Origin of the sequence: Oryzifoliimicrobium ureilyticum (assembly GCF_037199735.1) — a bacterium.
GTDB lineage: Bacteria > Pseudomonadota > Alphaproteobacteria > Rhizobiales > Rhizobiaceae > Rhizobium > Rhizobium ureilyticus.
Map to the genome: position 1 here is coordinate 420,790 of NZ_JBBBVQ010000001.1, position 13,701 is coordinate 434,490.

At 53.2% G+C, this 13,701-nt stretch carries 14 protein-coding genes; 6 read left to right on the forward strand and 8 right to left on the reverse strand.

Annotated elements, in window-relative coordinates:
* Positions 1-51: 51 nt before the first annotated feature.
* Positions 52-1,488 carry a DHA2 family efflux MFS transporter permease subunit gene (locus tag VQ830_RS02020; protein WP_337266377.1) on the reverse strand — a complete coding sequence of 479 codons (1,437 nt, stop codon included), beginning with the start codon at positions 1,486-1,488 and terminating at the stop codon, positions 52-54.
* A gap of 219 nt (positions 1,489-1,707) precedes the next feature.
* On the opposite strand from VQ830_RS02020, the gene VQ830_RS02025 reads away from it, so the two are divergent.
* Both VQ830_RS02025 and VQ830_RS02030 read left to right on the forward strand, forming a co-directional pair.
* Entirely contained in the window at positions 1,708-3,213 is a 1,506-nt protein-coding gene (locus tag VQ830_RS02025; RefSeq protein WP_337266619.1) for a protein adenylyltransferase SelO, read from the forward strand.
* Between the two features lie 124 nt (positions 3,214-3,337).
* A complete protein-coding gene (locus VQ830_RS02030) occupies positions 3,338-4,138 on the forward strand; it encodes a polysaccharide deacetylase family protein (protein WP_337266378.1) in 801 nt (266 codons plus the stop codon).
* A gap of 5 nt (positions 4,139-4,143) precedes the next feature.
* Here the strand turns inward: VQ830_RS02030 and VQ830_RS02035 are convergent, their stop codons facing one another.
* Both VQ830_RS02035 and VQ830_RS02040 read right to left on the reverse strand, forming a co-directional pair.
* A complete protein-coding gene (locus tag VQ830_RS02035) occupies positions 4,144-5,454 on the reverse strand; it encodes an NAD(P)/FAD-dependent oxidoreductase (protein ID WP_337266379.1) in 1,311 nt (436 codons plus the stop codon).
* Positions 5,455-5,470: 16 nt separating this feature from the next.
* A complete protein-coding gene (locus VQ830_RS02040) occupies positions 5,471-6,634 on the reverse strand; it encodes an AI-2E family transporter (protein WP_337266380.1) in 1,164 nt (387 codons plus the stop codon).
* Between the two features lie 212 nt (positions 6,635-6,846).
* Between VQ830_RS02040 and VQ830_RS02045 the strand changes: the two genes are divergently transcribed.
* A complete protein-coding gene (locus tag VQ830_RS02045) occupies positions 6,847-7,269 on the forward strand; it encodes a SufE family protein (RefSeq protein WP_337266381.1) in 423 nt (140 codons plus the stop codon).
* A gap of 125 nt (positions 7,270-7,394) precedes the next feature.
* On the opposite strand, the gene VQ830_RS02050 is transcribed toward VQ830_RS02045, so the two are convergent.
* The gene (locus VQ830_RS02050; RefSeq protein ID WP_337266382.1) at positions 7,395-7,826 is read right to left on the reverse strand and encodes a Ros/MucR family transcriptional regulator; all 432 of its coding nucleotides are present in this window, start codon (positions 7,824-7,826) and stop codon (positions 7,395-7,397) included.
* 865 nt (positions 7,827-8,691) lie between these two features.
* On the opposite strand from VQ830_RS02050, the gene msrB reads away from it, so the two are divergent.
* Complete coding sequence (gene msrB / locus VQ830_RS02055; protein WP_337266383.1) at positions 8,692-9,108, forward strand: peptide-methionine (R)-S-oxide reductase MsrB; 417 nt, start codon at positions 8,692-8,694, stop codon at positions 9,106-9,108.
* Between the two features lie 9 nt (positions 9,109-9,117).
* On the opposite strand, the gene VQ830_RS02060 is transcribed toward msrB, so the two are convergent.
* Both VQ830_RS02060 and trhA read right to left on the reverse strand, forming a co-directional pair.
* A complete protein-coding gene (locus VQ830_RS02060) occupies positions 9,118-9,624 on the reverse strand; it encodes a GNAT family N-acetyltransferase (protein WP_337266384.1) in 507 nt (168 codons plus the stop codon).
* A gap of 115 nt (positions 9,625-9,739) precedes the next feature.
* Complete coding sequence (gene trhA, locus VQ830_RS02065; RefSeq protein ID WP_337266385.1) at positions 9,740-10,405, reverse strand: PAQR family membrane homeostasis protein TrhA; 666 nt, start codon at positions 10,403-10,405, stop codon at positions 9,740-9,742.
* 220 nt (positions 10,406-10,625) lie between these two features.
* Between trhA and VQ830_RS02070 the strand changes: the two genes are divergently transcribed.
* Positions 10,626-11,489 (forward strand): VOC family protein, encoded by an 864-nt coding sequence (locus VQ830_RS02070; RefSeq protein ID WP_337266386.1) that lies wholly within the window; start codon positions 10,626-10,628, stop codon positions 11,487-11,489.
* A gap of 33 nt (positions 11,490-11,522) precedes the next feature.
* Here the strand turns inward: VQ830_RS02070 and VQ830_RS02075 are convergent, their stop codons facing one another.
* Positions 11,523-11,702, reverse strand: a complete 180-nt coding sequence (locus VQ830_RS02075; RefSeq protein ID WP_337266387.1) for a hypothetical protein — start codon at positions 11,700-11,702, stop codon at positions 11,523-11,525.
* Between the two features lie 507 nt (positions 11,703-12,209).
* Here VQ830_RS02075 and VQ830_RS02080 point away from each other — a divergent pair.
* Positions 12,210-13,295 (forward strand): DUF2336 domain-containing protein, encoded by a 1,086-nt coding sequence (locus VQ830_RS02080; protein ID WP_337266388.1) that lies wholly within the window; start codon positions 12,210-12,212, stop codon positions 13,293-13,295.
* A gap of 14 nt (positions 13,296-13,309) precedes the next feature.
* Here VQ830_RS02080 and VQ830_RS02085 read toward each other — a convergent pair whose 3' ends face one another.
* The gene (locus VQ830_RS02085) at positions 13,310-13,657 is read right to left on the reverse strand and encodes a DUF1491 family protein (RefSeq protein WP_337266389.1); all 348 of its coding nucleotides are present in this window, start codon (positions 13,655-13,657) and stop codon (positions 13,310-13,312) included.
* Between the last annotated feature and the right edge of the window lie 44 nt (positions 13,658-13,701).

Here is a 13,701-nt window from a genome sequence, read left to right on the forward strand (position 1 = left end):
AGGCGGTTGAGGAAGCGTTCAGCCGAAAGGGCCGCATGTATCGCGGCCTTTTTAATGCGCCGTTTTCGGGTGATGATGGCCACTGATATCGGCGCCAGCCGTGGGCGAAAGCTTCATATTCCAGAAGGTGGCCGTCAACGAGATCAATGTGACGCAAATGAAGGCGAAGGAAAAATCGCCGAGAACCGGATGGACGCGTTCACCAGCCGTCATCGAAAGATGGAGCGCAAACGCGCCCGCGCAGATCCCGAGGGAAAGCATCAGCTGCTGAAAGGTCGTATAGAAGCTGATCGCGGCGCTCATCCGCGCCGGTTCAATCTCGTCATAGGCGACGGTATTGTAAGCGGTGAACTGGAAAGACATGAAGAAGCCGCTCACCGCCAAAATGCCGAAAATGAGCGCTGAAGGCCAATCGGGACGAAAGCCCGCGCAGAGAGCGTAACCCAGTGTCGATGTCAGTCCGTTGATAACAAGGCTGCTTCTAAAGCCGAATTTCCGCAAGATTCTGGGAGCCAGCGCCTTCATCGCCATTGCTCCAAGCGCCGTTGCCGTAACAAACTGGCCGGCTGCGGCAGCGGACATACCAAAGCCGATCTGGAAATAGAGCGGAAGCAGGAACGGTTGGGCGCCTTGTGTGATTCTCAACAATGATCCTGCAATGACCGAGATCCGAAAGCTTGGGACCTTCATCAGTGAGAAATCCATGATCGGAGCCGGATGGTGCTTGGCATGAAAAAGGTAGCCGCAGCCGAATACAACGCCGATTGTGATCAGCAAAATGGCGGTTGCTCCTTCACCGGAGCGACTCGACATCTCGAACCCGAACAACAGCGAACCCAAGGAAATCCCGGAAAGGATGAAACCTATCTTGTCGAAGCGTCTCTTGGTCGGTTCCTTGATTTCTGCAATGAAGATCGAGACGAGAGTAAAGCCAAGAATTCCAATTGGTACGTTGATGTAGAAGATGAAGCGCCAGTTAAGCCAGGTGACGATGAAGCCGCCGACGGGCGGACCGAGAATCGGGCCGATCAACGCTGGTACGAGCAGCCATGACATCGCACTGATCATATCTTTGCGGGCGACGCTGCGCATCAGAACGAGACGACCAACCGGCATCATGGTCGCGCCGCCCAAACCCTGAACCAAGCGTGAGATGACGAGGCAGGTGAGATTAGGTGACAAAGCGCAGCCGATGGATCCGAGAACGAAGATTGCGATCGCGGATCGAAAGACTGTCCGTGAGCCAAACCGATCGGCGATGACGCCACTGGCAGGAATAAATATGGCAAGGCTCAACAGATAGGAAGTCAACGCGATCGACATGGCAGGCGCACTGACGCCGAAGTCCCGCGCCATCGTGGGCAAGGCAGTGGCAAGCACCGTGGCGTCCAACTGCTCCATAAACATCGCGCTTGCGATAATCATGGCGATCAGCCGGAAATTGGACTGTTCCCGTGACTGCACGGGATGATGTAAAATCTGGTCCATGATGCGAAAAGCTTTCCTTCGCCGGCAAAGCCTGCCGACATCGAGCATCGATCGGAACGGGAATGACGTTCTTCATACGCTCATGAAAAAATCGGTGGCATGCTTATAATGCAATTCTGTTATGATGGTGATGCAAAATAGTTTCCACAACGCAAACGATAGTTGTTCGGGTTCGGTAATGACTCTTGCGGCAAAACCGCAATGCACTACCTTTGTGTCATGAAAAGCTCAGAAGAAAATCATGTCTCGAACGAGGCTCCGTTCGCACAATTCGACAATAGCTATGCACGTTTGCCGGATCGCTTTTATGTAAAGCGCAATCCGACGCCAGTTTCTGAGCCGTATCTCATCAAGCTGAACGAGCCACTTGCACGAGACCTCGGTTTGAACCCTTACGATCTCAAGCACCATGGCGCTCAGATCCTGTCTGGAAACAAAGTTCCGAAAGGCGCAGAGCCTCTGGCAATGGCCTATGCCGGGCATCAATTCGGAAATTTCGTTCGCCAACTTGGCGACGGTAGGGCGATCCTGCTTGGAGAGGTGATCGATCATGCCGGAAACCGACGTGACATCCAATTGAAAGGAAGCGGTCCCACGGCATTTTCGCGGGGTGGCGATGGCAGAGCCGCACTCGGGCCGGTCCTGCGCGAATACATCGTGAGCGAAGCGATGCATGCACTGGGCATTCCCGCGACGCGAGCACTTGCCGCGGTCACGACAGGCGATCCAGTTTATCGAGAAACCGTATTGCCGGGTGCCGTCGTCACGAGGGTAGCGGCAAGCCATATCCGAGTTGGAACCTTTCAATTCTTTGCTGCGCGAGGCGATGAGGAGGCCGTAAGGGCTCTCGCCGATTATGCGATTAAGCGGCACTACCCTGTTTGTTCAGCTGCCGAAAATCCTTATCTCGCCTTCTATCGCGCCGTTTGTGAAAGACAGGCGGGGTTGATTGCTCACTGGCTTGCGGTGGGGTTTATTCACGGCGTCATGAACACCGACAACATGACGATCTCGGGTGAAACGATCGATTTTGGCCCATGCGCCTTTCTCGATAGTTATGATCCCGCCACCGTCTTTTCGTCGATCGATCATGGCGGCCGATATGCCTATGCGAACCAACCTGGGATCGGCCAATGGAATCTGGCGCGACTTGGTGAGACGCTGCTGCCGCTCTTCGATGAAGATCGTGATCGAGCTGTCAATATGGCGAATGAGGTCATGGCGTTTTACGGAGAGCGCTTCCAAGCGGAATGGCTCGGAAGAATGCGCGGGAAGCTTGGTCTGCTAGAGGCGCAGGATGACGACCTGGAGCTTGTTCAAGCGCTTTTAGCGGCTATGCAAGCCGGTGAAATGGATTTTACGCTGACCTTCCGGCGGCTGGCCGATCTGTGTGATGGGCAGCCAGCCGACGTGCTGACATCTTTATCAAAGGCCCCGGAGACGTTGGTTGGCTGGATCTCGACATGGCAGGCAAGGCTTCAGCGTGAAGAAGCTGCTTCCGCGGAGAGAGCGAAAGCGATGCGCAAAGTCAATCCAGCGTTCATCCCCCGCAATCATCGCATTGAACAGGCAATTCTTGCCGCTGTTCAAGACGCGGATTTTTCACTTTTCGAAGCACTGCTCGACGTTCTGGCGCGACCCTATGAAGATCAACCGCGTTTTGCCACCTACCAACTGCCACCAGAGCAGGACGAACGGGTATTGCAAACCTTTTGCGGAACATGAACGCGGCATTTGGCTGTGCATGTTTTGCATTATGAGTCTTCTGACGGTCGTCGCATAGCTGGTTTTTGATTGGAAACGGCAAGATTTTCAGGTTATGAGCGTGCGGCTGACGAAAGGAAGTCCCGTGCTCCGTCATTTGCTTACCATCGCATTCGTGTGTCTTTCTGCGCAAAGCAGCCTGTCGGCAAACCTCGCTGTGCCTACCGATCCGCAAATTCCTGCAACGCCGTCTTTGCCAAAAAGCGCCGGTCCCCATCTGCTTGAGCCGCATTTGCATATTGCGCGCTTTGGTCAGAAAGGCCAGCGGCAGGTCGCTCTCACCTTCGATGCTTGCATGGGCAAGGCTGACGAACGGATACTTTCAACCTTGGTGAGCGAGCGGATTCCTGCGACAATCTTCGTGACTGCTCGGTGGTTGCGTCATAATCCCGAAGCACTACGGACGCTTCTTGCCAATCCAGATCTCTTTGAACTCGAAAATCACGGTGCAAATCATATTCCTGCCGTGGGCATGCCAGTCGCCATCTACGGTATTCCTGCGGCAGGGTCGCCGGCCGCAGTCGAGAGCGAGGTTTCGGGCGGTGCTGCGGCGATGATTTCAGCCGGCATTCCAGCGCCGCATTGGTTCCGCGGTGCCACTGCCAAATATGATCCTGCCTCGATCGCGCAGATCCGTGCGATGGGTTATCGAATTGCAGGCTATTCCGTCAATGGCGACGGAGGCTCGCTTCTTGGTGCGGCGATAACGGAAAAACATATCGTTGGCGCGAAAGACGGCGATGTGGTCATAGCACATATCAATCAGCCAACGCATGCAGCCGGCGAGGGCGTTGCAAAGGCCCTAATAGAACTGAAAGCAAGCGGCGTCCACTTTGTTCGCCTTCAGGATGTGACTGACAACGGCGATGACAAAACCACGGAATAGCAAGTTTAAACGGCGTGCATTTCGGCAAAGTTTGAGGCTTGCGGCGCAATAAACTCATAAGCATCCGCATGCGGCGGCTCATCTCGGTCGAGCGCGAAATCGGCGAACCAGTCCCGCTCTACGCCCGAAATCATGGCACCAATCATGAGCGTGGCGAGATAGGAAAATGACATTCCGTTTCCGCCGTATCCACAAGCCGAATACACGTTCGGCATCTGGGATACTGGCCCTATAAACGGGATCCCGTCTTTGCTGTCGGAATAGACACCCGACCATGCCCCGATCCGTTCGAGATTTGCCTTCGGCCATAGAAGCCTGAGCTTTTCGCGAAGGAGGTCCGCTTTTGCTGAAAGCCGACTTGCCCGCTCAGCCGCATCGATTGTCAAATCGTCCTCTCCGCCTACCAGAAGTCTGCCATCCGGCGCGGGTCTGACATAAAGGTATGGATGGCTGTCATCCCAAATAGAGGCCTCGTCACGCCACAGGCTTCCTGGTGCCTGGCTTTCGGTGGCGATTGCGTAAGTTGCAACGGTGCGATGCAGCTTCGGCATAGCAATTCCGGGCATCTCATGGCCCGTTGCCAATACAACATGCTGCGCCTCAATCGTGTTCGAAGATCCGGCCAACTCGGCCGTCACGCGATTTGGTTCGCTGTTCAGCGAAACGACGCGGCCTGCAACGCACTTTGCACCATCGGTGATCGCCATCTTCAAGAGGCTAGCCGTGAGCAGGACAGGATTAACCTCGGCCGATCCTGCGGACAGAATGCCAGCATCCCGATCAAGTTCGTACTGGGTGAAGAGATCGCAATGTTCCAGATAGACCCCTGGAAGACCTCCGCGACGCCGAAGCTTAACCTCTTCCAGCAGATCCCGCGCTCCTTCATGGTTGCTTGCCAGATAAAGGGTTTTGCGAGATTTGAGCTGGCAGGCAATCTTCTTTTCGCTGATTAGCTTGCTCAAGCCCGTCACAGCCGCCGCGCTTCGTCTATAAATGCCGATTGCGCGTTCGAAGCCATGTCGGCGCACAAGATCTGCTAGCGGAATGTCGAGCTCCCATTGCAGCATTCCGGTGGACGCCGCTGTGGCGGTCAAACCCGGCTTCCATTCATCGACAATCACGACCGAAAGCCCGCGAGCCGAAAGATGTTCAGCCAGCAAGGCACCGGTAATGCCTGCGCCAACGATCAGCACATCGGTTTTCTGATTTTCAATCAAGGGTGCAGCGCTTGGTCGCTCTAGCGACGTTTGCCAAGGATGATAAAGAGTGCTTTTAGGACCGTCATCGGTCATATCAACGCTGATCTCGTCGCTCATCTTGCACCTCCACCGATCACTTCGGTAATTGCGGCTGAATTTTTTCTTCGATCACAAGCTCATCGACAATTGTCATGGCAATCAGGGAAAGCGGCAAAGCCAGCATGGCGCCTACCGCTCCCCACATCCAGGTCCAGAAAATAATGGCGAGGAAAATAACAAAGGCGTTGATCTCGAGGCGCCTGCCCATGACAGCAGGAAAGACCAGGTTTTCGACCACGAGGTGGATCGAAAAGAAAATGAATGCCGGGAGTAATCCAAAGAACAATCCGTCATGCGTCAAGATCCCAGCAATGGCAATCGACAAGGTCATGATCGTGATGCCGAGATAGGGAATGAAGCTTGAGAGAAAGGCGAAAAAACCCCACAGAGCCGGAGCAGCGAGACCGCTGGCGAACGCAATTACCGTCATCGATACGCCAAGGCAGGCGTAGATGACGGCGGCGGTCGCAAAATAAAAGCCAAGCACCTGCTCGACTGCGTTAATCACTCTGATCGCCGAGAGGCGCTGGTTACGGCCACGGAACGCCATGATGATGGCTTTACGGAGGTTGATCCGTCCCGCCAGGAAGAGAAGTAGAGCCGCAAAAAAGATCAGGGTCTGAACCAGTGCGGGCGTCAGATTTGCGGTGATGACGTGCAAAACATTGCCGCTGTTTTCGATGAGCTTATCCATCGAAATCGGTCCGCTCTGGAACGTCGCTGGCGCGATATGAAGCCACTTGATCTCTTCAAGATATGGCAGCAAACGTGACATGCTGCGTTCGGCAAAAGCCGGACCTTCGTTGGCGAGCGTCGTCAGCGGTCCGGCGAGCGAATTTGCCACCAGAAAGATCACGAGAGCGGTGGCGCTTGAAAGCAAAACCGCATTTGCCAGTCTTGGCACACCTAGATTTGACAGTTTTTCGGCTGCAATGCCCAAAATCATTCCCACGACCACCGCAAGCGTTACGGGTATAAGGATGATTGACATAAAGTAGAGGGCAGCGAAGAACAGAATAGCGAAGATCCCGATGATGGACCACGCAGTGATGATGTCGAGCCCATCTTTTTGGGTGGACGGCAAACTCGCGGGGATTTCCTCAGTTGCTGACATGAGGTTCCTCGCCCAGCCGCTGGTTCTCGGCTCAGGTAATGAGATCTTTTTCGCTTGTTTTCGAATACCGCCTGCTATGCCCATGTGGCACGCGCCCCTCCACGCATCTCGCAATTAACGAATTTGGCGACATACGGTTCCACGCAAAAATTGATACTGCCAATATCGATGCTTTCGAAAGACAGGAGAGCGACCTTCTGCGGAGTGTAACCAATCTCGTAAACTATCGGTGCACGGTTCAAAACCGTGAACCACTGCCTTATATCAAGCGAGGTTCACGGAAAGGTTTGCGTTTGATGCAGTCTCTCGAAGACATTATCGATGATTTCAAAATGCTTGAGGATTGGGAGGATCGATACCGCTACGTTATCGAACTAGGCAAAACGCTGCCCGTTTTTCCTGAAGACGACAAAACAGCGGAAAACAAGGTTTCGGGCTGCGCGAGCCAGGTCTGGTTGAAAAGCCATGAGAGTGGAAACCCAAGCGATCCGGTTATGAGCTTTGACGGCGATTCAGACGCACATATCGTGCGTGGTCTGGTCGCGATCGTTCTGGCGATCTATTCAAATCGCCATGCTTCGGAGATAGCATCGCTGGATGCCCTCAATATTTTTGCGGAGATTGGCCTGATTGAAAATCTCTCAGCTCAACGCGCCAACGGCTTGCGATCCATGATCGAGAGGATCAGACGAGAAGCAGCTACGCGAGTGGCTGCTTAATGTAAGGCCTGTGGCGACTTTGCAGCTATGCGAGTAAATGGCATTCCACACTTGGAAGGCCATAGTTCTAACGAAAGATGCCGCCTGAGCAGTCAAGCGGCATCATCCAACACTATATGCGATAATCAGGCTCTGCTACGCTTGCGGCGCTGCCCGAGGCCCATTTCCTTAGCCAAACGGGAGCGAGCTTCCGCATAGGCCGGAGCAACCATCGGATAGTCCGCCGGCAGATCCCACTTGTCACGATATTCTTCGGGTGAAAGCGAATGATGCGTCATAAGGTGACGCTTCAGCGACTTAAATGCGCCGCCACATTCCAGGCAGGTAATTTGTTCTTCCTGAACCGACTTGCGAACCGAAACTGCCGGTTTTGGTTTTTCCATTACAACGGCTGCTGGCTGAGGCGCCGATGTTGTGCTCAAAGCTGAGTGGACGTCAGAGATTAACGTTGCAAGCTCGCTGACAGGAACCACGTGGTTGCTTACATACGCCGACACGATGTCGGCAGTCAGCTCGACAAGCAAATCAGGGCCGCCCCCGGTTGCGTTATCATTCATAATTCAAGTCTCCTGTTCATACGTACAGATAGCCTTATCAGATAAAAAGAAAAGACCGTTCTTGTAGAGCGCGCAGTAAGATCCAGAGTGAAACCGACGCAATTTTTAGAAATCCACCCCTAGATTTCTTCGGAAACATCTAAACCCTATCTGTCAATACTATCTAGATTCGCTTATGACCTAAGATATACAAGGATATAGCGGCGCAATTTTTCCGCCATTGTAAGAAAGGCAAAGCTTTTTCTAAACCATATTCCGAACTCTACTAGAAGATCAATTAACACTGTTTCGTAAGCGCGCCAATTATTATTTTACTTCAACGGAAACTTGAGAGCAAAAATGGCCGTTTTGCTCCGTATTCTAAAATATTACTACCAAAGTAGCCCGTTGAATGCTCCTCTGGCGAAGGTTAAACTATAAGGCGAACTTTCAGCGATTCGTTTCACTGCTTTTCCTTGTAATTATACGCATCGTAAGCGTTTTTGCCCCAAGGCACGCAGCCCGGTTGTATTTGCTTCATTGACGATTGTTTTTCCTATTGTGGTTACCAGCCGGTTAACGCAGAGCGTGAGCAACTGAATTTAAGGTGGAAAATTGTTTCACAATGAAGTTACACCCTCTGCTGAAGCGGCATGGTCTAAAATACAACGTATAACTGCATTTGCGATTTGGCTAGAGCCCAGCACTTGTTGTGGGCGGTCTTCAGCCCCAAATAAAGCACACTCGCAAAATCCATGAATATGGATGTGAAGGCGTGAATCTTAGTCCAGCATCCTTTGATGAAAATACAGGAGAATGGTGAGGGACGAAGGCCTAGTGCGCCAAGTGAGGGAGAGACGTGCGTCCTGCCGAACAGGAGATGGTTATGAGCAATATTATCGATTCGCCGATGGTGAAGACGGACGAGGAATGGCGTCAGAAGCTGACCCCCGAGCAATATAGAGTTACCCGTCAGCATGGGACGGAAAGAGCGTTTACAGGCCCATACTGGAACAGCTTTGAACACGGTCTCTATCGCTGCGTTTGCTGCGAATCTCCGCTTTTCAGATCGGACACGAAATTTGACGCCGGTTGTGGCTGGCCAAGTTACTTCGAACCGGTAGATCCGAATGCTGTTAAAGAGTTACAAGATCGCTCTTACGGCATGGTCAGAACCGAAATTCGCTGTGCAACCTGCGACGCTCATTTGGGACACGTGTTCCCAGACGGGCCTCCGCCGACTGGCCTCAGATACTGCATAAATGGCAATTCGATGATCTTCGAGCCGGAAGATGGTGCGTGAGGCATCACGTTAATCTGCAAGCCGTAGTTCCATGCAGGTCAGGTCGAGCCAGCGGCCAAACTTGATGCCGACCTCATGGAATGTACCGACGGCTTTGAAGCCAAGTTTTTCATGTAGCTGTATAGATGCAAGATTGCCGGCCTCGATTCCGGCAATCATCACATGAAGGCTAGAGGATTTCGCTCGTTCGATGAGAGCGAGCATGAGCATTTTGCCTATCCCCTGGCCCCTGCAATCTTTGTCGACATAGACCGAATGCTCGACCGTATGGCGGTAGCCATCGAAAGCGCGCCAGTCGCCATAAGAGGCATAGCCTGCGACCTTTCCCGACATTTCAGCGACAAGCACAGGAAAGCCGCGCATGGTCCTGGCGTTAAACCAGTCGATCCGGTTGGCGAGATCCACGGTCGTTTCGTTCCAGATCGCCGTCGTATGTTCGACAGCATGATTGTAAATAGCTGCGACTTCAGGCAAGTCGGCCTGGATTGCGTCTCGGATGGTGGTCGTTTCATTCATGATATGCGTCCTGCTCTTCGATGGGCATAGGTCGAATGGCATGCGCTGTAAAGCCATCGTTCTTGCCAAAAAGTTGCCGGAGGCACGAGCTTTGAGATGTTGCCGGACGTCTGAACTAGGCTGACGGAGAAAGGCTAAAGCAGGTGAGAACCGCCGAGTAATGGACAGCTGCAGCCACAATCACAAATCCATGCCAGATGGCATTCTGAAAGCGTAGCTTTTCCCAAACATGGAAGATAACGCCGGCCGAGTAAATGATGCCGCCGATCACGATTAGAAGCATGGAGGCCGAAGGGATCCGCGCTGCTACCGGGCCAGCGACGAGAAGTCCGCTCCAGCCCATCGCAAGATAAAGCGCAATTGCCAACTTGTCGTAACGACCGGGGAAGGCGCATTTGAGAACGATGCCGCAGCCGGCAAAAATCCAAATTGCGATCAACATCCCCAGCAGCAGCGGATCGTCTGCTCCTCGCTCAAGAAAAGGCGTGTATGTTGCCGCGATGAGAACAAAGATCGATGAATGATCAAGACGTCGCAAGAACCATTTGGTGCGCGATACAGGCCAGGCATTGTAGGAAAAGGAAATACCGATCGTCATGATCAAGCCTATTCCGTAGACCCAGGCTGCAATCAGCGCACCGTCGGAACTCCACAGCGTCGCATAAAAAATGAGGACGGTAACACCGACCAGGGCAAGTGCAAGACCAACTCCATGAACGATGCCATCCGCGATCAGCTCATATTTGTCATAAGCCCATCGAACTGCAGTCCAATCGTTCATCGCGTACCTATCAATTTTGAACAGCTGCATTTTTGCATCTAAGAAAATATCTATCAAGATAACAGCTGGTTTAAATTGCGAAGATGAACCTCAGCTGAAACCCCTCAACGCGGGTCGTCCAATAAAGCTGAACAGTTCTTCAGGCATTCGCTCACTTATTGAGCGACTATGAAAGTGGTAGGCGTGTCTCCTGAATTCATATCGCTGTGAGGACTTCGAAATGACGACTCAGTCGGCTTATGCTTTGTCGAGACCGGCTCATGTGGGAGCGGCAAGTCTTGTTGTTTCCGATCTACCCATGGTCAGCTCCTTCTATCAGCAGATCTTAGGCTTGTCCGTTCTTGAAAAGAGCGGCAGTGAGGTGCTGCTTGGCGTCGATGAAAAGCCGCTCTTGAGGCTGGTGACCGATCGCGCGGTCAGGGCCGGAAGCCACTCTGCAGCGGGTTTGTTCCACAATGCTTTCCTGCTACCGAGCCGCCAGGATCTGGCGCTCTGGCTGAGGCATGTGGCCCATCAAGGCCAACGGCTGGACGGTGCATCCGATCACATTGTCAGCGAAGCGATTTATCTTTCCGATCCAGAAGGTAACGGCATAGAGGTCTATGCTGATCGCCCGCATGAGACCTGGCGGTTCGATAGGGACGGCATGGTCACCATGGCAACCAAGCGCCTTGATCTTCAGGCGCTATACGACAGTGCTGGCTCAAGTCCATGGGAAGCTGCTCCCGAGGGAACCGCGCTCGGACATATTCATCTTCAGGTTGGTGATGTTCCTGAAGCCGAGCGATTTTATTCGGATGTTCTCGGATTGAAGATTATGGCACGCTATCCGGGCGCGAGTTTCTTCGCGACAGGAAGTTACCATCACCACGTCGCGGCCAACATCTGGAACAGTCGGGGAGCGGGCAAGCGCGACGAAACAATGACCGGTTTGTCTAGCTACGAGCTGAAGTTCAACGATCGCGATGCGTACGAGGAAGCTCTGACTGCGCTAGACAGGCTTTCGATTGCAACTGAGCGCCGTTCCGACGGCGTTTTTCTCCGCGATCCCTGGGGCATCGGGATCGTCCTCAACCTCTCATAAGGACGGGCACTATATCGTGCGCCGAGTTGAGTCTCAGGCCTTCGGGCGCTTCACTTTCGAAGACCGAGGCTGGCTCAACGGTTGAATTGACGGCGTTGCAACAAGGCGTTCGTAGCGCACGCCTGTGAACATCAGGATCTGACACCCATTGGTATTGTTCGGCTTACCGCCGGATTTCGAGGTGCGGCCTGCCAAGCTGATGACTTGAGCCATGATCGTCTCCATAAAGGCGCGAGACGGATGATGTTGAAGATCTCACCCTGCCCAACATAAGGGCCGGAACGCTTTTTCCAAGGCATTACCGCATTGGAAAATCATGCGTACCTTCTCACGGCAATGTTTCCAGTACCGTGGTGAAGAGGCCTAGTATGGCGATGAACAGGCCCCCGTTTCATGTATTAATGCATGCTAAAGTTAATTTTGTCCTAACTGCGAATGTTTAAAGACTGCTGCGATAGCTCGAAAGTCCAGATTTTCGGCTGAATTAAGGGATTCGCTGTCACCGACAGCGGTCCCATCGCGTTCTGGGCAAGATAGATCAAGCGGCGCGCACCCAATGTGCTGCAGCATCTGGCGTATCAAGCCTGAACAGAATCTTTGAGCTCTTCAGCAAACATTAACCGTGTCACGCTAGGATTTGTTCATAAACCCAGCCTTCGCTCTGCCGTTAAGCGGGCTTAGAGCCATCGATCTGTTGTCTAGCGTATTCGGGGTGTTTGTGTGCAAGACAGGTTTCGAGACCTCGAAGGTCCTGCTGCGATAAGAAAGAAGGATGTCGTGCTGATGGCGACAGTCAGCAGCTTTGAAGGACTGACAAGGCCGAATAAATCGGAGCTGCGCCAGTTCGCGGAGTTGTTTATGCCGCTATTCCAAGCGTCATCGGAAGAGGCGAAGCGCCAGGCGGTGGCAGCATTGTCGCAATGCGAGGTTATGCCTCAGGCCGTGTGCCTCTTCATCGGTTCACAGCCGATATCGATTGCTGCCCCATTTCTCATCTCATCGCCCGCAATTTCGGATGAAACCTTGATTGCGATTGCCCGCACCCAAGGTGCCGAGCATGCAAAAACGATTGTGAATCGCGGGTCGCTTTCGCCTAAGGTTATTGATGCGCTGGTGGCTTTGCGACATTCGGAAACCCGTCCTCAGCAGGCGCAAGTTACCCTCTTGCTCGAAGATATTACGATTGATCCAGTCCAGGAAAATCCTGCGGCAAACGCAGTCAGCGTTCCTCAACCTGCTGTCTACGAAGAATCCTCGATGCCGTCCTTGGACGATGGCGAAAAAGACGGCGGCAAGCGAGAAGCCGAGATGCGCTCTCGGCTGAAAGATCTGGCTGCGCATATGGGCCGGCGAGATGGCGACCGTCTCGGTCTTCGAACACTATCGGCATTGCAGCAAGCTTTGCTGGTCAGGTTCGCCCGCGTGCGCGATGCCAAGCAATTCTCGACGACGCTCGCCGACGCTCTTTCAGCGAGTCGTTGGCTGATCCGGCGCATCATGCTGGATATTTCGGGTCGTCAGCTTGCCATGACATTGACCAGTCTCGGCACACCCTTTTTGGATATGATCTTCATTCTGGAAAGGCTCTATCCGCATTTGGCCGAGATGCAGCATGGTGTCAGCCGCGCTTGGATGCTGCTTGATTCCCTCGATCCGGAAGAATGCCAGGAGAGAGTGGAAGCATGGCGCAAGGCCGATAGCTATACCTACGATCCTGAGAAAGGCGACGCCGCAAACAACTCGCATAAAATCGAGGAAAGCGCCGTTATCCATCAGCCCTATAGGCTGGTTCGCCGGTCCCGTTGAGAGGGACATTCGCCTTAATCAGGCGCGGCGGCTACCGGAAAAAGCCCCGAAACGTCATCGGCCTCAAGTTCGACCAGCCACAAATCTGGATCGAAACGCTTCTCGCGTTCGACAAACGCAAGAACTTCCTCAGGTTCAGCGCGTTCCAGTCTGACTTCAAAAAAGCGACTGTCGGTTTCATGGTCGGACATAATGCTTTGAGGAGCAGGGGCATAGAGTGTTTCTCTTCCATCTCGAAATCGCTGACGAATAAAGATGGCTCCCGCTTCTTGCGCGCCCTTTTTCTCGATAGCTGCAAAGCTACCTTTGGAAAATATCCGCCGCACCAGTGCCGAAACATAAATGTCGGAACGTAATCTCATCGGCCCTCCATTCGAAGGCGTTAGGGGTCGGAGTTTAGTAAACC

Coding starts and splice junctions, on each gene's coding strand:
- VQ830_RS02020 (WP_337266377.1), bottom strand. CDS start 1,488: ATGGACCAGATTTTACATCATCCCGTGCAGTCACGGGAACAGTCCAAT.
- VQ830_RS02025 (WP_337266619.1), top strand. CDS start 1,708: ATGAAAAGCTCAGAAGAAAATCATGTCTCGAACGAGGCTCCGTTCGCA.
- VQ830_RS02035 (WP_337266379.1), bottom strand. CDS start 5,454: ATGAGCGACGAGATCAGCGTTGATATGACCGATGACGGTCCTAAAAGC.
- VQ830_RS02040 (WP_337266380.1), bottom strand. CDS start 6,634: ATGGGCATAGCAGGCGGTATTCGAAAACAAGCGAAAAAGATCTCATTA.
- VQ830_RS02045 (WP_337266381.1), top strand. CDS start 6,847: ATGCAGTCTCTCGAAGACATTATCGATGATTTCAAAATGCTTGAGGAT.
- VQ830_RS02050 (WP_337266382.1), bottom strand. CDS start 7,826: ATGAATGATAACGCAACCGGGGGCGGCCCTGATTTGCTTGTCGAGCTG.
- msrB (WP_337266383.1), top strand. CDS start 8,692: ATGAGCAATATTATCGATTCGCCGATGGTGAAGACGGACGAGGAATGG.
- VQ830_RS02060 (WP_337266384.1), bottom strand. CDS start 9,624: ATGAATGAAACGACCACCATCCGAGACGCAATCCAGGCCGACTTGCCT.
- trhA (WP_337266385.1), bottom strand. CDS start 10,405: ATGAACGATTGGACTGCAGTTCGATGGGCTTATGACAAATATGAGCTG.
- VQ830_RS02070 (WP_337266386.1), top strand. CDS start 10,626: ATGACGACTCAGTCGGCTTATGCTTTGTCGAGACCGGCTCATGTGGGA.
- VQ830_RS02075 (WP_337266387.1), bottom strand. CDS start 11,702: ATGGCTCAAGTCATCAGCTTGGCAGGCCGCACCTCGAAATCCGGCGGT.
- VQ830_RS02085 (WP_337266389.1), bottom strand. CDS start 13,657: ATGAGATTACGTTCCGACATTTATGTTTCGGCACTGGTGCGGCGGATA.